The following is an 18,537-nucleotide window of genomic DNA, read 5'->3' on the forward strand; positions in this document are numbered from 1 at the left end:
TATAAATAGTCTTTACCAACCATGATACGCTTATCGATCCTGTCATTACTGATCGCGCTGACCGCGCAGGCGCAGCCCCCCGCCCGGCAACCGTTGACACTCTGGTACAAACAGCCGGCCAGACAGTGGGTCGAAGCGCTGCCGATCGGAAACGGGCGGCTGGGCGGCATGGTCTATGGTGGCATTCAGGAAGACCAGATTCAGTTTAACGAACAAACCCTCTGGACGGGCCAGCCGCGTGAGTATCAGCGCGAAGGAGCAGCCAAATACCTGCCTCAGATTCGTCGACTGCTGGCCGATGGAAAACAGGCTGAAGCCGAAAAGCTGGCGCAGGAGAAATTCATGGGCCAGCAGAGTCACGAGAACGATTACCTTTCGAAAAAAGAAGCCTGGTTTACCCGTGTCCGTGATCTGAATCACCTGAAAGCGAACCCGACAACCGCTTCATTCGACGATAGCTCCTGGAAAACGATGGCAGTGCCCACCGCCGAGGGCTGGGAAAAAGCCGGGCCACGTCAGGCAGGCCTGGAAGGGTTAGACGGAGCCGTCTGGTTTCGTACCTCGTTCGATCTGCCGCAAGCCTGGTCCGGGAAAGACGTCGTGCTCGACATGGGTCGTATCCGCGATCAGGACTTTACGTACCTGAACGGCGAACTGATCGGTACGTCGGAAGGCATCACGAAAAACCGGCGGTATAAAATCTCAGCGGCTAAACTGCACGTCGGCAAAAACCAACTGGCGATCCAGGTCATCAATCTGTTCGACAAGGGTGGATTCATTGGAGTTAAAACGAGCCAGCCGACGTTCGTGGTTTATCCCGACGGCCAGCAGCCAACCGACGGGGTGCCGCTGAACCAGCCGTTTCGGTACTGGGTTCAGGACGATGCGCCCCCGGCTTCGCCCCACTACCAGGCCGATTATCAGCCGTTCGGTAACCTCCGGATGCGGTTTAGTGGGCAGGGGACGGCTAGTCATTACCGCTTCGAGCTGGATCTGGCCAAAGCGCTGTCCCGCGTTACCTACACCGCGTCAGGCGTGCGCTACACCCGGGAATACCTAGCTAGTGCGCCCAATCAGGTCATTGCCGTTCATCTGACCGCCAGTGAACCCGGGCATATTGCCTTCCAAGCAACGCTGGATAGTCCGCACAAAGGAAGCGACGTACGTCAAATCGATAATCAGACAATCGCGCTGTCGGTTCAGGTGCGGGATGGCGCTTTGCGGGGAGAGAGTCTGTTACACATCCAGACCCGGAACGGAAAAATAATCGTTTCGGGTGATAAGCTCATTATTTCCGGGGCCGACGAAGCGACGCTGTACCTGACGGCGGGAACTAACTTCAAGCGTTACGACGATGTTTCCGGCGACCCGGCCGTGATGAGCCAGCGCCCTTTGCAGGCCGTCCGAACCAAACGCTTCGAGGTCATCAAAGCCGCCCACATCAACGAGTACCAAACATATTTCAACACCCTATCACTCGATCTGGGACACTCGGCCAGCGAGCAATACCCGACCGACGAACGGCTGCAGCGCTTCGAAAAAGCGCATGATCCGGATCTGGTGGCGCTGTACCTGCAATACGGTCGGTATCTGCTCATTTCGAGTTCGCGACCGGGCCAGGCTGGCGCACGGGCACAACCTGCCAACCTGCAGGGTATATGGAACGATCTGCTGACACCCCCTTGGGGTAGTAAATACACCACGAACATCAACCTCGAAATGAACTACTGGCCCGCCGAACCGCTCAACCTCTCGGCCTGCCATGAATCCCTGTTTTCGGCGATCGAAGAGCTGGTGGAGTCGGGGCGAAAAACGGCGAAAGCACACTACAACGCCCGGGGTTGGGTACTGCACCACAACACCGATCTCTGGCGTGGTACGGCCCCCATCAACGCGTCGAATCATGGCATCTGGGTGAGCGGGGGCGCGTGGTTGTCGCACCACCTCTGGGCGCATTACCGCTATTCTCAGGATCGGGCCTTTCTGCAAAAACGGGGGTATCCGATCATGAAAGAAGCGGCTCAGTTTTTCGTGGATTTCCTGGTGAAAGACCCTAAAACCGGCTGGCTCATCAGCACACCCTCCAATTCTCCCGAACATGGCGGACTGGTGGCAGGACCGACTATGGACCACCAGATTATTCGTGATCTGTTCAAAAACTGCATCGCGGCCAGCCAGGTGCTGGGAACCGACGTGGCCTTTCGCGATACGCTGAAAACCATGTACAGCCAGATCGCCCCCAATCAGATCGGTCGGCACGGCCAGTTGCAGGAGTGGCTGCAGGACATCGATGATCCGGCCGACCATCACCGGCACGTATCGCACCTCTGGGGTGTTCATCCCGGCACGGATATCACCTGGGACGACACCCCCGACCTGATGAAAGCCGCCCGGCAATCGCTGCTCGAACGGGGCGACGAAGGGACGGGCTGGAGCCTGGCCTGGAAAATTAATTTCTGGGCTAGGTTTCGCGACGGAGACCATGCCTACAATATGCTTCGGTTGCTGTTCAGACCGGCTATTTCACCCGAAGGCACGACGGGGGGTGGGTCGTACCCGAACCTGTTCGACGCGCACCCACCCTTTCAGATCGATGGTAACTTCGGCGGGGCCAGTGGCATTGCCGAAATGCTGCTGCAGAGCCAGGGCAAAACGATCGATCTGCTCCCGGCGCTGCCTTCCGACCTTCCGACCGGATACATTCACGGCATCTGTGCGCAGGGTGGTTTTGTGCTGGACATTCGCTGGCAAAATGGTCGTCTGAGCGGGGTTACGGTTACCTCCAGAGCCGGTCAGCCGTGCGTATTGCGCTATGGCGATAAACAAGTACAGTTGACAACCGAAAAAGGGAAAACGTATAAGCTGGATGGTAGTTTGAACGTGATTGTATAGCGATGAAGGGTATAGGCTGATAATCAGGATAAAACGGCCCCGCCTATGCCCTTGCTCAGAGACTCCTTACCCACTCTTCTGGCCCCGGAGGGGTGTCTGGCGGTTTTAAAAAAAAGCTATTTATGGTTCAGTGACTTACGTAAAAAATAGAAAAAGATACGTTATCGATTTTAATTTTTGTTTAACTTAGATCCTGTAAATACTTCATTTTGTTAAACGGAATGAAAGCTCGACGGTAAATTGGAAACTTTTGTAAACGTTTTGAAGTCCGAATATATAATACAGAATTGGTTGGCCGCGGTTTCTACCCTTCAGTTGAGTTATAACCAGATCGTTACTTGCATTGAAACACACAGGGCCTGGGAGGTACGACTGAAGCGAGCAGCCATGTATATCGGGCAATGCCCCGTCGACCAATTGATAACCCTGCTTACCCGAATGCAGGAAGAACTGGAGAAGCTACTCCTGGATATCGAGAAAGAGGAACCTATCGACTCGTTGGATAGCGACGAGAGTTGCCAGAAATTACTCATCCATACCCAAATACTGGAAGACCTGAATCAGCAGGCGAAAGCCATGTTGCATCTGACCGCCCTGCCGGCTTCCTGATGCCTGGAATAATGGATAAAGGGTGGAAGCGTCGGGCGTCGTCAGTCAGGCCTAATGCATTCGGTAAAATCGTTTTTGTTTACCTATCCGGTAATGATGACTGATTTCTCCAAAAAAGACCGGGTCAGCTAGAATCTGGTTTTTCGGTAAGTATGCGTCTGGAATAATGACGCAATCGACCCCTCAGGTTGCCGTGATTACCCCCGCCCTGGGCCCGTAAACGGTCGTACATTTATACCATCGATCCGCTGAACGACAGCGATGTAACACCAACCAGTTCTGTAAACACAAAGCCTGATGCCATGAAAAAGACAACCATCACGTACTGGATTCTGACGGGTTTATTTGCCTTCGTAATGCTGGGATCGGCCATTCCCGATATTCTGGTCGTGCCGATGGCCGTACAGGGATTCAAGGAAATTGGCTACCCGGCGTATCTGATTCCGTTTCTGGGCTGGGCCAAATTACTGGGCGTGGTGGCCATTCTGGTACCGGGCTTTCCCCGGCTTAAGGAATGGGCCTATGCCGGCTTACTCTACGATCTACTGGGCGCTACGTATTCCGTCGCAAGTAGTGGTAAAGCTGTCAGCGACTGGGCGCCGATGCTGGTCTTTGTGGCGGTGGGTATTGGTTCGTACGTGTTCTATCACAAAAAAGCAAAGGCGACAGCCTTACAAACTTTGCAGGAAGACGGGCGCGACTTTCCCGTAAAACAGTCGTCTCCATCGGTCGCCTGATCCTGAGCGTATAAATGGTACAGACAGGCCCGGACGTTCTGAACGTCCGGGCCTGTTGGTTTAGTCAGTGGTTAACCTTCCAGATTTGCCCGTTCCTGAGTTAGGCTTATCGAGGCTGGTCAGCGGACGATTCTGTCATTCCGACGCAGGAGGAATCTTAAACGTCAGGATGGATCAAGATTCCTCCTGCGTCGGAATGACAGAATCTCCTATTTATCAGCGTCCGGGCCGCATCAGCTCAACTCCACCATCGCTTTGATAACGCCCGTTGCCGGATCGAGCCAGCTGGCAAACGTATCCCGTACCTGCCCGAAGGCGACCCGGTGGGTGATGTAGGTAGTCGGGTCGACCAGTCCCTGTTTCATGCTGGCAATGACATGCTCGAAGTCCTGGCGGGTGGCGTTACGGCTGCTCATCAGCGTGGCTTCGCGCTTGTGAAATTCGGGATGGCTGACACTGATTTCGCCTTTCTGAAGCCCAACCAGCACGTAGCGTGCCCCATGGGCCATGTACTGAAAGCTGTTGTTTATCGCGCGCAGACTACCCGTCGCATCGATGACCACCGTGGGCATATCCCCGTTGGTAATTTCCCGAAGCTGATCCGTCACGTCCGGAGCCAGCGCATTGATCGTATGAGCGACCCCCAGTTTATGCTGACAAAAAGCCAGCCGACTTTCGTTGATGTCCAGGGCGATGACCTTACCTCCGGCAATGCGGGCAAACTCCATTACGCCGAGGCCAATGGGGCCGGCACCGATCACCAGTACAAACTCACCGGGCTGAACCGCAGCCCGCCGAACGCCGTGGGCACCGATCGCCAGCGGCTCGACCAACGCCAGGGCATCTTCACTCAGGCCGTCGCCGTGGACCAGCGAGTAGGCCGGAACCGATAAGTATTCGACCATGCCCCCGTCGATATGAACCCCACTTACCCGGAGGTTTACGCAACAGTTGGGTTTGCCCGACCGGCAGGCTATACAGGTGCCGCAGTTGAAATAAGGAATGAACGTAACGACTTCTCCCGGCGAAAAATCAGGGGCTCCATCCGCTTCGACGAGTTCGCCGGCCAGCTCGTGGCCGAGAATTCGTGGGTAGGAAAAAAAGGGCTGGGTGCCTTCGTAGGCGTGCAGATCGGTGCCACAAATGCCGATTCGTTTGATCCGGATAATGGCCTGATCGGGCGCCAGCGTCGGGCGGATGCCCTGCTGGTAATCGAACTGACCGGGGGTCGTGCAGACTAATGTGTTCATAAATATGAATGCAGAAAAAGCTTTGGCCAGTCGATCGGCCAAAGCCCTAAGGAAAAACGTACCGAAAGATACCGAAGAACAGGCGAAAATCGCTGGGCGTCTGCATTTCAGTACGTTTACTAACTACCAACCTATTCTACCCTATACTTATTCTTGCGTGGATTGTAGCGCGGCCGGTCGTCCGCGCTACGGACTTTATTTCAATGGATCGAATGCCCCGCCCCAGGTGTTGTTCTGAATCAGTTTGGGGTTGTTGTCAATGGCCGACTGCGGAATGGCGAAGAAATAATATTCTGGTTTCCAGGCAATGGCGTATTTCGTGTCCAGTTGCTTGAAGGCGATTGTGAAGTAGTTTTTATACAGGTCGTCCAGATTGAGGTTGTCGCGGGTGGTCGCGAAATCAGCCGGAACGCCTGTGGTTTTCAGGTTGATCGTAACCCCTGTGCGCCGGACGCCGTTCAGGGTTTTTTCGATCAGCTTCCAGCGACGCAGGTCCCAGAACCGCTTTCCTTCGAAGGCAAACTCGATCTGGCGCTCGTACAGAATCGCGTCGAACATCTCGGCGCGGGTCATGTTGGCTTTCAGTCCGTACAGCCCATCCGTTCCGGCTTCGATACCCGCCCGCTTGCGAATGGCTTTCAGCTGCGTGTAGGCTTCGTCCAGTTTATTGACTCCCGTTGCGCTTTCGGCCAGGTTGAGCAGCACTTCAGCAAACCGGATTTCGATCCAGTCGGTACCCGAGTACTGCGCATCGCCCGTACTGACCGTCGGGTTGATGGCTTTGCGGGTATAGAATCCGGTGTTGGACGCTTTCGATTCGACGGTTTTACCGCCCGCGTAGTAGGTCCAGACTTTATAGGCTGTGTTGCCGTTCAGGGGCCAGTTGGCGCCGTTGTAAGCGATGGTCTTGTCGAAACGAGGATCGCGATTTTTATAAAACAGCTGATCCGAATAGGTGTATTTGGTTGATTCGCCCGGCTTTTTGCCGTCCAGCATCGGGAAGGCTTTGACCATCTCCCACGACGGCTGGTTCGAACCGCCACCGGTGCCGGCATACGATGGGCGGGTGGCGTTGTCGTAGCCATTGCTTTTCGCCGTGTTCGTGCCCGTGGCGGTGTTGTAGCCCGTCAAAAAAACTGCTTCAGGGTTGTTCACTTCCTGAAACCACAACTGATCGAACGACGCATGCAGGCCGTAGCCGTTGGCCGTCAGCAGATCGTAGGCCTGCTTGTTGGCATCGTACGAAGTCTGCCATTTCGTTACGTCATCGGTTGGATTGAACTGCGGGCTGGCAGCATACAGCAGCACCCGACCTTTAAACGCGGCCGCCGTGCCTTTCGTGATCCGGCCCCAGTCGTTGGCCGAAGCCCAGCGGCCCGGCACCGAAGCGATGGTCGAATCCAGATCTTTCACAATCTGCGCAAAAGTTTCGGCCGTCGTGTTCCGGGGCAGATAATCGGCCTGTTTGGCTTCGACACCCACCGCGGCCAGCGGGTTTAGCACCAGCGGCACACCACCATAAAGCCGGAGCAGATCGAAGTAGCGCCAGGCCCGGAAAAACTGAGCCTGCGACCGGAGCTTGTTTTTGGTCAGCTGGGGCAGTGACCCCGCATTGACATCGCTCAGGAACATATTGATGACCCGAAGCTTGCCGTAGTTGTTGGTGGCGCTCAGCGCCGTACCGAAATCGCCGATCTCATTGATCTGAAGGGCTCCCTGCAGGATTTTACTCTCGGCAAACGATTCATCGGACAAGCCGCTGATGCCGGTGGGTTCGGGCCCGAGACTGCCGATGGGCGTGGGCAGGTTCTGGTCGTAGATGTAATCGAGGTTCATCTGGGTCAGTACCGAATCTTTGAAAATCAGCGAGCCCGGAGTCGACCCCAAATCAGTTTTGTCCAGCACATTCATGCAGCTTGTCAGCACAAGCGATGAACAGAGGGCGACGAGTATTTTATGGGTACGTTTCATGTGATCGGATGGATTTACAAACCAAGGTTTAGGCCCAGTGAGAACGAACGGAGCACCGGATAGGAATCGAAGTTCCCCAGATTCGATTTCCAGCTGTACGGATTGTAGAGGTTCAGCGGATTCGTTGCTACCAGATAAACCCGCACATTGCTCAATCTTAATTTACTGGCAACCGCCGTCGGCAGACCATACGACAGGTTGAGGTTCCGGACGGAGAGCTGGGTCGAACTGGTGAACCAGTAGTTCGAATCGACGGTGTACGTGTCTTTGTAATATGGGCTGGGGTAAGCGGCATTCGGGTTGTCGGGCGTCCAGTGATCGCTCCAGAACACCGGCCGGTTTGCCGTCAGCGTGCCTTGTGCCCGGGCGGTTCCCTCCACCATGCCCTGCCCGCCGAACGAACCGGAAATCACGGCGGCCACTGAGAAGTTTTTGTACGAAGCCTGGAAGTTGAACCCGAGACCGAAGTGATTGCTCGCTTTCCGGGTCAGGTAATCCATGTCGGCATCCGTGATTTTACCGTCTGGTGCCGTATACTGGCCCGACGCATCTTTCGGTCCTCTGACATCCTGGTAATACAGCATGCCGGGTTTCGGAGCGGCCCCGAAGAGGGTATAGCCAGGGTTTTTCTCCAGATACTGATCCACATCCTGCTGAGTTCTAAACATGCCGAGGTAGTGGTAACCCAGCACGCCCATATCGCTCGATCGGCCGGTCGGGTCCAGGTACGTACCAATTTTGCCTTTGTCGACATCGACCAGCACCTGTTTGTTATCGTTCCAGGTAAAGAAGGTATTGACTTTATACGACCAGTCGCTACCGATCTTGTCGTTCCAGCCCAGCGAAATCTCCGTACCGAAGCCGTCGATAGTCGCGTAGTTTTCCGACGGGAGCGTTGCGCCGACCAGCAGCGGTACCGACGAGGTCAGGCTCGTCAGCATGTTGTAGCGATGGTCGTAAAACGCGTCGACGGTAAATGACAGGCGGTTTTTCAGGAACTGGGCATCCAGCCCGATGTTGTATTTCGTATTGTCGTCCCAGCGAGCCTGGCGGTTGGCCATGGCGTTGTTGGGGGTTACCACCAGCGGCCGGTCGGCATTACCACCGAAGACGGCTCCCTTACCCTGCTGAATCGAATAGCTGGTCAGCCAGTTGTAGGCTCTGGTGGCATCACCACCCAACAGACCCAGCGAACCGCGAATCTTCAGAAAGTCGACCCAGCGAACGTTGTTTCGGAAAAAGGGCTCCTCCGACATTACCCAGCCGAGCGAGAAGGATGGGAACAACCCCCAGCGGTATTCGGGCGCGAAGTTGGTCGAGGCATCGTACCGGATGGCCGTTTCGAACAGGTATTTGTTGGCGTAATTGTAATTGACCCGACCCGCATACGATAAAAAGCCCGTTTCCGACTCCGTCTCGGAGGTAGTCTGGGTGCCGATGGCGTAACGCATGTTATCCAGCCCACCGATGATGACGCCTTCGGCCATGGCCTGCACGTTGTCGGCGTGGGTTTCGGCCTGCTCGAAGAACGCAATGGCCGTTACCTGGTGTTTACCGAACTGACGGTCGTAATTCAGGTAGCCATTGAACTGGTAGGTGTCGATGTACCCCGGATTGATCCGAACCCGGTCGCCGTTGTTAAGCGAGGTGGTTTTGATGACGTCGCCCCCGTAAATATGCTTGTGGTCGCCCAGCATCGAGAAGCTGTAGACGTTGTATTTGGTGCCGTACTGCTTGCCGAAGCTGTTGTCGAAGGTTCGGCTGTAAAGCACCCGGGCTTTTAACCCTTTCACGAACGGAATTTCGTAGTCCAGATTGGCGGTGATGTTTAGCCCCGTGGTTTTGGTCTGGGTGTAGTTGTTCGAGTTCTGAACCGCAAAGAAGTTAAACGCATCGATGGTGTTCGTGTTGGATGAATTCGACAGCAGCACGGGCAGTCCATCGATAGAAGGCGGGGCGAACTGGGGCGTATAAAGCAAGCTTTTCATGTCGTTCTCCGGGTTTTCGCCCCCCTGCTTCAGAAAGTACATGCGTTTGTTACCGATGTAGCTGCTCAGCGACAGAGCGGCTTTCAGGCCTCGCGTCACCTGCATGTCGGCACTGGCCCGGAACGTCCATTTATTAGTATTGATGTTATCGAAGTTGGCATCCTGGGCGTTGTAGGAGGCCCCCGCAAAATACGTTGCCTTCTCGTTACCCCCGCTCACGTTCAGGGCGTGGCGAACCACGGTCGAAGGTTTCCAGGCCGTCCGGAGCCAGTCGGTGTTATTGTCTTTGAAATAAGCCAGTTCGTCGGGCGTGTAGATCAGCGGATCGGTGGCCGGTTTTCCGGCGGCATAGTTCAGGTCGTTGAGGTAAGTGGCCTGCTGAACCCCGTTCATCATTTGGGGCAGGCGAGCGTTCGAGATCCCCGTCGAGCCGCTGTAGCTGAATTTGGGCGCACCGGCTTTCCCCCGTTTGGTCGTCACCACCACAACCCCCTGGTTGGACCGGGCGCCGTAAATAGCGGCAGCCGCATCTTTCAGCACCGAAATAGCCTCCACTTCCGATACGTCGAGCGCGTTGAAATCATCGGCCGAACGCACGACGTTGTCGATCACGTAGAGGGGTTGCAGCGTACCCCCGTCTTTCGACAGAATGACCGGGTTGCGAACGGTGATGGTCGCGTTATCGCCGGGGCGGCTGGTTCCTCCCGACACCCCCACGCCCGGTAACTGGCCCGTCAGCACGGCCGACAGGTTGTTGACGGGCAGGTCCTGTACCGCTTTCATATCTACCGTAGCGACGGCACCGGTCAGGCTTACTTTTTTCTGGACGCCGTAGCCTACCACCACCACTTCGTTCAGGGCAGCCGCATCTTCTTCCAGTTGCACCGTCAGCGCCGTTTGCCCTTTCACTGAGATCTCCAGAGTCTTAAACCCGATGTAGCTGAAAATCAGCGTCTCGTTGCCAGTCGGCAGGTTGAGCCGGAAGGTGCCTTTGATGTCCGTAACGGTTCCGGTTTTAGTGCCTTTAATGAGTACGTTTACGCCCGGAACGGCTTCTCCCTTGGCATCTTTGACCGTGCCAGTGATGTTCTGCAGTGGGGCCAGCAGCGGAGACGCTGTCGCGGGCAGCCGGTTTCCCGCTTCTGCCAGACAGACCTCGCCGGTGAGCCCTCCCAGGATCAGCGCGTATACCAGCCTGATGGTGCTGGCGAACAGGTTCTGTAGTCGTAAATACGTTATCATATGGGGTCGATTAAGGCAACGTGTGATTTAAGGATATAAAAAATATGATGGGTTGCTATTCGTATTTGGCCAAGTCCGGAATGGCTTTTTTTAGGCTTATTTTTTTGTTTTTTCGGCCTCCCGGGCAATGCGTTCTTCCCAGTCTTTGCTCGCTTTTTTCATATCGATTCCGGCGCTGGACAGGTAGTTATTAATTCGGCCTTTGTATTTGCCGAACATAGCGTGTTTTTCCTTCGACGACCCTTCGTCCATCGCTCGTTCGCGTGCTTCGGTCAGGTAAGATAAAATTTGTTCTTTCTGTGATTCGGTCAGCTCAGGAAGCATGGCCTGATAGCCCTTATACGTAATGGGTAAAACTCCGTAGGTCATCCCATCTTTTACCTGCTCGATTTGTTGCGGAGTCAGATCGTGGGCCAGGGTCGTCAGGTAGTTTTCGTGTAGTTTTTTTAAGGCTGTACCGGCTTCATTTTCGATCGCTTCTTTCGGGGCTTTTTCCGTCAGTTTGCCCAGCGCTTCTTTCTTTTTGTCATGAATCGCATTGAGGCTCCGATACTGCTGAACGATGTCCTGCTGAACGCGCTCAGACACCTTCCTGTCTGTGATGCCCAGCGTAGCGACGATCTTAGCGGCCCGCTCATTCAGCACCCGTGTATACGCGGCTTCTTCGCTTGTTTGAGGGGATTCCTGTCCCAATACGGTGGATAAACCGCAGAGCAGCATCAGGCTACCGAACAGAAGGTTTTTTACGATCGCATGCATAGGGTAAGACCGAGTTAATAAAGCTAACAATGGGTACTGCTGGAGGAGAAAGTTCGTCAGAAAAGCCTTGGTCTATCGCGGTAAAAACCAGAATTAACAATACTTTTCTACAATACTGTACAAAAATATAGCGTGATTTATGGGCAGGACTGCATTTTTTTGCCAACTTATTGTAGGAAATTATCATAGCCCGGATATGAATTATTTCCGTCGTTTCGTTTAAGTTTGTACTGGAATTGTGCCAGACTATCGGAAAACAGCCTTTATAGCCACGTAGTGAGCGAAAAACACCACTTAGGTGCTGTCTGACCTTACTGGAAGGGAAAAACGAAGCGTAGCCCGGTATCCGTCAGTTGCGGGCTCGATCTGCCGCTATACGTAGGTATCCGACAACCGCGTTTTGTTGAAAAGTTTCTATACGCCTTATTTCCTGTCTACAAAAATGAAACCGTTATTTCGTAAAGTAACGTCGAAACTGGAGAGTTCCTTTACTGTCCGCCACAACGTTTTACCGCATTTTAAAAATATCTGGCATTACCATCCGGAACTTGAACTGCATTACATTATTAAAGGAGAAGGTGTGCGGTTTATTGGGGATAAAATTAGTAATTTTTCGCCCGGAGAAATTGTGCTGGTGGGCGAAAATTTACCCCATACGTGGCGGAGTAATGAAGAGTATTTTTACAATGACCCGGAGTTGAACATCGAGGTTATTGTCATCCAGTTTTTGCCCGATTGTCTGGGTGAAGATTTACTGAAACTGCCCGAAGCCTATTTAATTCCCAAACTTTTCGAAAAAGCGAAAAGTGGTATGGTTATCAATGGAAAAACGAATGCGAAATTAGCGGAGTTGATGCACCGGGCAATCGAGGCCACGAATCTGGATAAAATCATTATCCTGCTCTCGATATTAAAGACCCTGGCTGAGACGGATGAATACGAATCGATTGTCAATGGGCAGGCGGTATTTTATCAATCCAACGAAACCGATTCGCTGCGCCTGAACACGGTGTGTAGCTATACGCTGACGAACTATAAAAAAGATATTACCCTGGAAGAAATTTCGGCCATCAGCAACCTGAGCGTGACGTCGTTTTGCCGGTATTTCAAGCTGATGACGAATAAAACGTATTATGACTTTCTGATCGAGATCCGGATCAGCCATGCCTGCCGCGCGCTGATCGAAGACAAAACCCCGACGGAAGTGATCTGCTTCGACTGCGGGTTCAACAACGTCTCGAATTTCTACCGGCATTTCAAAAAAGTTACCGGCCTGACTCCGCTTGAATACAAGCGTCAATACCTGAACAAGTCGAAATCAGTGCTGGCGAAAGCAGCCGTAGCCTGAGTGGCTGTGGTGACGTTACAGTAATAAGGGTACTGTTTTTTGTCATCCTTCCTGCCGTACCGACGGACTTGGTCGGTATGACAAAACAAGCCTAAAAATTCTTCGCCGTCACCGGCTTTGGCTTATCGGCCCGGATTACCTCTTTGCCGTTTGAAAAGACCCGGAAACCCTTGCCTTTGCCGTAATGCATTCCGGTTTTGTCATACAGGATCGTCAGGGTTTTGCCGTGATAAAGAACGTTATCCAGGCAGAACCAGTCCCACTGGCCGTCGGGCAGGAGCGGGTGAATCTCCAGCACGTTGTCGGCGCGGGGTTTGAGACCAATTAAATCGCTGATGATCAGATCCCCAAAGCCGGAATGGTTGTAGAATTTGCTCCGCGGATTGTCGCCTTTCAGCCATTCACCCGTTTTTTCGTCCTGGTACTCACCCAGGTAGATTTTGCCGTTCATGACGTGCGACCGGGCGTATTTCAGCAGCTCGTTGTAGAAAACCGACTTAGTCATGCGGCCCTGATTTTTGTAATCCGTGAGCAGATTCGACAGGCCTTTCAGGGTTTGCGTGGTCGCGAACGGCCAGACGGGACCGTCCCACTCGCAACCGTGCCCTGATCCGTGGGTGCGAAACAGCGGATGTCGGCGCTCGGCGGTGGTAATGCCCCAGGGCGCATCGAAACCGGTGGTATCCGTCAACTGATCCCACTGCCGGGCGTACTCGGGTTTGTCGTCGGGCAGGTTGAAATACCAGGGAATGAAGCCGATGGCTTCGCGCGCATTCGAAAACCCACCTTTCTCCAGCTTCACTTCGAAGAAACCAGCCTCCTGGTTCCACAGGCTGTCGAGAGTAAGTTTTTTAAGTTCAGCGGCCTGTTGCGCATACCGACGACGGAGCGTGTCGTTCTTCGTCAGACCAGCCATAGCCGCCAGCGCATTGGCGTTGCCGTACATGTATGCGTTGATCGATGGCCGCCGGTTTTTTTCCTTCCGTGAGCCGCTGATCGACTCTTCCATAGCGTCTTTAACGTCGAACTGCCAGAACAAGCCGCTGGGCAACTGTTTTTCCTGCTGCCACTTGCGGTAGTCGGCATCTAGGGCCGGCAGGTTTTTCTGAATAAATGGCTTGTCGAGGTTGACGAGGTACCGATGATACACCGCATCATCGACCCAACTGCTGAAGCCATGAAATCGCGGGGCGGTGTGTTTAGGGTCGACGTAGAGCCAGAACGAAATGTAATCGTCGATGTACTTCGGGTTGCGTAGCCAGCGGCCTTCGTAGATGTGGTGACCCAGCGCGCTGCTGATGGCGTTGTACTTACCGGCGTGGTTCACCTTCGTGATGAATTCCGTGAACACATAACCTTCCGGAGTTTCTTTCAGGTGTTTCCGAAACGCCCACCAGCGGTAGTAATAAATTTCCTGCAACGTCGAATCCGGGCAGTCGAACAGGGGGATATTCTGCGAAAGCCAGTCGAACGACTGGTCGTTGGGAACGTAATTTTTAACCGCTTCCTCGTCGATCGAATTGAAATAAGCAACGTAGTTTTTTAGCTTGTCCGTCGACAGTACGGGCGCTGGCTGAGCCAGGCAAAGCGTCGTCTGTAAAAGCCCAATTGCGAGTAAAAAGCGCCACTGTTTTTTCATCATGAGTAGGTTGCCAAAAATACATTGGGTTATTTTTTGTCATGCTGACAGAGGAAGCATCTTAAAATATCCTTACCTGCGAGTGATGATGCTTTAAGATGCTTCCTCCGTCAGCATGACAAAATAGATGGCACAACATACGTTTACTTCAGTACTTACAGGCGAAGGCTTTAGGTTTTTGATGACGGCTTCCCAAAGCCTGAACCACCACCTGCGCCTGAACAAGAACTGAAAAAAGTGGACAAAGGAATACGACTCGGTAGCGCATGCCGGAAAGCAATCAATGGTAGAGTCAAAATTAATTGCAATAAACCACTGTATAATATGCTATTTTCACAAGGAATTGTAGGATGTTAGCCTGTAGCGTGGCTGGTCGTTGTGCGGGTTTCTACGGCTGCAGCCGACCGTCTGCGCTATCGGCTATTCAACTCGATTTCGGCGTTCTGTAAGCCTTCCGACGTCGCTTTCAGGATGATCTTTCCGGCCTTTTCCGTTGTCTGGATAATGGCGAGACATTTCCCATTGTAGGCTTTGCGGTAACTGGCTTTGAATGGTTCGAGGCTGGCCTGATAGCCGTTGTCGACCCCCGCCAGCGTACCTTCGCCCTGAAGAGTGAAGGTGATCAGGTGACTGGCGTCGGGGATGAGGTGACCCTGTTCATCCAGCACATTGACCGTAACGAACGATAGGTCGGTCCCATCGGCTCGGAGCGTATTCCGGTCGGCAATTAGCTGAATTCGGGCGGGTTTTCCGGCGGTCGAAACGGTTCGGGTCAGGATTGTTTTCCCGGCTTTGCGGGAGATGGCTTTCAGCGTACCGGGTTCGTAGGGAACGCGCCACATTACGTGTAGGTCGTCGCCGGTTTTCTTCCGAATACCCAGTGATTTGTCATTCAAAAACAGTTCTACTTCGTCGGCCTGATTGAAATACGCCCATACATCCACGGTTTTGCCTTTCGGCCAGTTCCAGTGCGGGAAAATGTGCAGCACCGGCGTGTTGGTCCACTCGGACTGGTACAGGTAATAAACGTCTTTGGGAAAGCCCGCCAGGTCGAGAATACCGAAATACGAACTTCGCGCGGGCCACGGGTAGGGGTGGGGTTCGCCCAGGTAATCGAAGCCGGTCCAGATGAACAGCCCGGCCATGTGCGGCAGTCTTTTGACCTCTTTCCAGGTTTGCTCGTGGGTCGATCCCCAGTAAGCTGCTTCGTTGTCGTAGGCCGAAGCCGTCCAGTCGGGGTTGCCGTCGGTGAATTTAGCGGGTCCGCCTTTGCCCCACATCCGCACCGAGTCGGAAGGCATGTCGTAATGCCCGCGCGTTTGCAGCGACGAACCGGTTTCGGAAGCGATAACGGGCTGATTCGGAAAGGATTTCGGAAAACCCGCGTAGGCTTCGTGTTTGTAGTTGAACCCCAGCAGGTCCAGCGCACCGGAGCGATAAATGAAATTTTTCTCCGGAATATTCTCCGTCAGGGCCGACGTAACCGGACGGGTTGTATCCAGGTTTTTGACGATATCGGCCAGTTCTTTTGTGATGGTGAGCCCTGTTGAATCGAACTGTTCGCGGATTTCATTGCCGATGCTCCACATAAAGATCGACGGGTGGTTGCGGTCGCGACGAACTATGGCTTCCAGATCGGCTTTGTGCCAGGCATCCCAGTTCAGGCCGTAATCCTGCTTCGTCTTCTTTTTCTTCCACATGTCGAAGGCTTCGTCCATGACGATAAAACCCATCTGGTCGCAGAGGTCGAGCAACTCGGGAGCGGGCGGGTTATGCGCGGTTCGGATGCCGTTGCAGCCCATCGCTTTCAGCAGTTCCAGCTGGCGTTGCAGGGCGCGACGGTTGACGGCGGCCCCCAGCGCCCCCAGATCGTGGTGCAGGCAAACACCCCGGATTTTCATCGGCTGACCGTTCAGCGAGAACCCCGTTGCCGCGTCGAACCTGAACGAGCGAATGCCCAGGGGCGTCTCATACTGGTCTTCCAGCCGATTCGGGCTATAAATTCGGGTGACGATTTTGTATAAGTACGGCTTCTCGACCGACCAGAGCGTTGGGTTTGCAAGCGTAAACGGTTGAATAACCGTGGTGAGCGAATCCGTGAGCCGAACGGTTGTGAGCGTTTGCGAAGCAACCTCGTGGCCCGACGCATCAAGAATTGTGCTGACGACTTTCACTATTTGCGGTTTCCCAACCGCGTTGCGAAGGCTGGTTTGCAGCGAAACCGTAGCCTGCTGCTGTGTGACCGTAGGCGTCGTAACAAACGTGCCCCAGTGTGCCACAGCAATGGGCGAGGTGATGACCAGTCGCACATTCCGGTAAATACCCGAGCCCGAATACCAGCGCGAGTTAGGTTGCGCCAAATTATCGACCCGAACGGCCAGGACATTTTTCGCCGGACTACCGTTCAGGTATTTCGTCAGATCATACCGAAACGAACTGTAGCCGTATGGCCGAACGCCCAGCGAATGACCGTTGATCCAGACCTCGCTGTTGCGGTACACCCCGTCGAACTCGATGAAAACGGGCTTTCCTTTAGCTGAGACCGGTACAGTAAAGGTTTTGCGGTACCAGCCAATGCCGGTGGGTAAGGCGCCTTCCTGCGTCGTGCTCAGGTGGTGTTCGCTAAACTGCCCTTCGATGCTCCAGTCGTGCGGGAGGTTGAGTGTCCGCCAGCCCGCGTCGTTGAAGGCAGCATCTTTCGCATGGGCTTCATCGCCCAGCGAAAATCGCCAGCTTTTGTTGAAATCCAGCACAGTTCGCGGGTTCTTCTGGGCCAGTAGGGGCGAGGTAATGAGGAGTAGAACCAGCGCAAAAAGTTTTCGACAGGATTTTTTCAATTTTGTAATTGGCTGATTGTAACGCGGGTTTCCACGGCTACGGCCGACCGTCCGCATTACAACCAGTCCAATCCTGTCGAAACGGAAATAGATGTCCATCATGGTTTCTTATCGGCAGGCACGAACTGCTTCTGGCTTTTTCCTAAATCGACCGACGTGGCGACGGCAATACCCCGCTGATCCTGCTTGTTGACGGCGCAGTAGAAGTGATAAACCACGCCCTTGTGCTTGACCACGAAGGATTTGTGCGCATACAGGTTGTCGTACGGTTCAGACGGTTCGACCAGGTTCGGACCGGTCCAGTCGGTCCAGTTTACCAGATCCGTCGAAACGGCAAACCGGTTGAACGCCCCCGGCCGATCGGACCAGAACGCGCCGAAATAAAACATCACGTACAGGTCGCCCATTTTCTGAATGACCGCATCGCCCGTAATACCTGCCGAATGCATGAGCACCGGCTCCTTACGGAAGCGTTGCCAGTTCAGCATATCGTCGGAAACGGCCATGCCGATGCGCTCGAACCAACGGGTTTTCGGAACACCCGAGGTGTCGCCGTTGGCGTTGTAATACATCACGAACGGATGTCCCGTTTGCTTTTTCGGATCGTGGATGATCGAACTTTTGAACAGCTTTCGGTTTTCCCACCAGCGGGTGTCCGGGTCTTTAGCCGTCAGCACAGGCGCCGACTTGCGCTGCCACTCGTGCGCTTTCGTAGGGTCCTGACTGGTGTAGGCAATTCCAATCGACAGGTCACCGGCTTCATAACCCTTTGCCGGGCCACCGATGTACGACATCCAGTAGTTGTGCTGATAGGTTTCCAGTTCGTAGGAGCCGCCCCACTCGTACTGCTGCAAGGCGTTGTAACCCGCTTTCTGATTGGCGTCCCAGTCTCGGGTCGTGCTATCCGAAAAGGAGAGAATTCGGCCGAGCGTGTTCCAGTTCAGGAGGTCTTTGCTCTGGGCCAGCCAGGTCTGATAGCCGCGTCCGTCGTAGATCAGGTAGGTCATATACCACTGGGTTCCCTTCCGAAAGATCGTCGGGCAGTCCATTTTTTGTGCATTATCGGTGGGCGTCATCACTAGTCCGTATTTAAACGGCGTTTTGACTTCGTCGTAAATGCGCTGCATCTGCACGTCGGAGACCCGCGCAGGCTGTGCAAACAGGGGTGTGGATAGAAGGCAAAAGAGTATAATCCGGACAGAGCGAACGGTCATTGCAGCAGACTACTAAGGAATAGAACGAATCAGAGTACAAATCTATCCGCT

11 protein-coding genes are annotated in these 18,537 nt (G+C 53.9%); 4 read left to right on the forward strand and 7 right to left on the reverse strand.

The window, feature by feature from the left end; all coding sequences use genetic code 11:
- Window positions 1–21 precede the first annotated feature (21 nt).
- The 3 genes from ACYVC2_RS09575 to ACYVC2_RS09585 all read left to right on the forward strand — a co-directional run bounded on the left by ACYVC2_RS09575 (window position 22) and on the right by ACYVC2_RS09585 (window position 4,238).
- Entirely contained in the window at window positions 22–2,892 is a 2,871-nt protein-coding gene (locus tag ACYVC2_RS09575; RefSeq protein WP_461102081.1) for a glycoside hydrolase family 95 protein, read from the forward strand.
- A 387-nt stretch (window positions 2,893–3,279) separates the two neighbouring features.
- Window positions 3,280–3,501, forward strand: a complete 222-nt coding sequence (locus ACYVC2_RS09580; protein WP_461102082.1) for a hypothetical protein — start codon at window positions 3,280–3,282, stop codon at window positions 3,499–3,501.
- A 302-nt stretch (window positions 3,502–3,803) separates the two neighbouring features.
- Window positions 3,804–4,238 (forward strand): DoxX family protein, encoded by a 435-nt coding sequence (locus ACYVC2_RS09585; RefSeq protein ID WP_461102083.1) that lies wholly within the window; start codon window positions 3,804–3,806, stop codon window positions 4,236–4,238.
- 233 nt (window positions 4,239–4,471) lie between these two features.
- On the opposite strand, the gene ACYVC2_RS09590 is transcribed toward ACYVC2_RS09585, so the two are convergent.
- From ACYVC2_RS09590 to ACYVC2_RS09605, 4 genes are all read right to left on the reverse strand, one after another.
- Window positions 4,472–5,488 carry a zinc-binding alcohol dehydrogenase family protein gene (locus ACYVC2_RS09590; protein WP_461102084.1) on the reverse strand — a complete coding sequence of 339 codons (1,017 nt, stop codon included), beginning with the start codon at window positions 5,486–5,488 and terminating at the stop codon, window positions 4,472–4,474.
- Between the two features lie 195 nt (window positions 5,489–5,683).
- Complete coding sequence (locus ACYVC2_RS09595; RefSeq protein WP_461102085.1) at window positions 5,684–7,459, reverse strand: RagB/SusD family nutrient uptake outer membrane protein; 1,776 nt, start codon at window positions 7,457–7,459, stop codon at window positions 5,684–5,686.
- Between the two features lie 14 nt (window positions 7,460–7,473).
- Window positions 7,474–10,689 carry a SusC/RagA family TonB-linked outer membrane protein gene (locus ACYVC2_RS09600; protein ID WP_461102086.1) on the reverse strand — a complete coding sequence of 1,072 codons (3,216 nt, stop codon included), beginning with the start codon at window positions 10,687–10,689 and terminating at the stop codon, window positions 7,474–7,476.
- Between the two features lie 96 nt (window positions 10,690–10,785).
- A complete protein-coding gene (locus tag ACYVC2_RS09605) occupies window positions 10,786–11,448 on the reverse strand; it encodes a DUF3826 domain-containing protein (RefSeq protein WP_461102087.1) in 663 nt (220 codons plus the stop codon).
- 442 nt (window positions 11,449–11,890) lie between these two features.
- On the opposite strand from ACYVC2_RS09605, the gene ACYVC2_RS09610 reads away from it, so the two are divergent.
- Window positions 11,891–12,796 carry an AraC family transcriptional regulator gene (locus ACYVC2_RS09610; RefSeq protein WP_461102088.1) on the forward strand — a complete coding sequence of 302 codons (906 nt, stop codon included), beginning with the start codon at window positions 11,891–11,893 and terminating at the stop codon, window positions 12,794–12,796.
- 91 nt (window positions 12,797–12,887) lie between these two features.
- Here the strand turns inward: ACYVC2_RS09610 and ACYVC2_RS09615 are convergent, their stop codons facing one another.
- From ACYVC2_RS09615 to ACYVC2_RS09625, 3 genes are all read right to left on the reverse strand, one after another.
- Window positions 12,888–14,438, reverse strand: coding sequence for an MGH1-like glycoside hydrolase domain-containing protein (locus ACYVC2_RS09615; RefSeq protein ID WP_461102089.1), 1,551 nt, complete (start codon window positions 14,436–14,438; stop codon window positions 12,888–12,890).
- Between the two features lie 410 nt (window positions 14,439–14,848).
- Window positions 14,849–17,272: a beta-galactosidase GalB gene (galB, locus tag ACYVC2_RS09620; RefSeq protein ID WP_461102090.1), complete on the reverse strand. Its 2,424-nt coding sequence runs from the start codon at window positions 17,270–17,272 to the stop codon at window positions 14,849–14,851.
- Between the two features lie 98 nt (window positions 17,273–17,370).
- Window positions 17,371–18,486 carry a glycoside hydrolase family protein gene (locus ACYVC2_RS09625; RefSeq protein WP_461102091.1) on the reverse strand — a complete coding sequence of 372 codons (1,116 nt, stop codon included), beginning with the start codon at window positions 18,484–18,486 and terminating at the stop codon, window positions 17,371–17,373.
- Window positions 18,487–18,537 lie beyond the last annotated feature (51 nt).

It is taken from the genome of Spirosoma koreense (assembly GCF_054777875.1).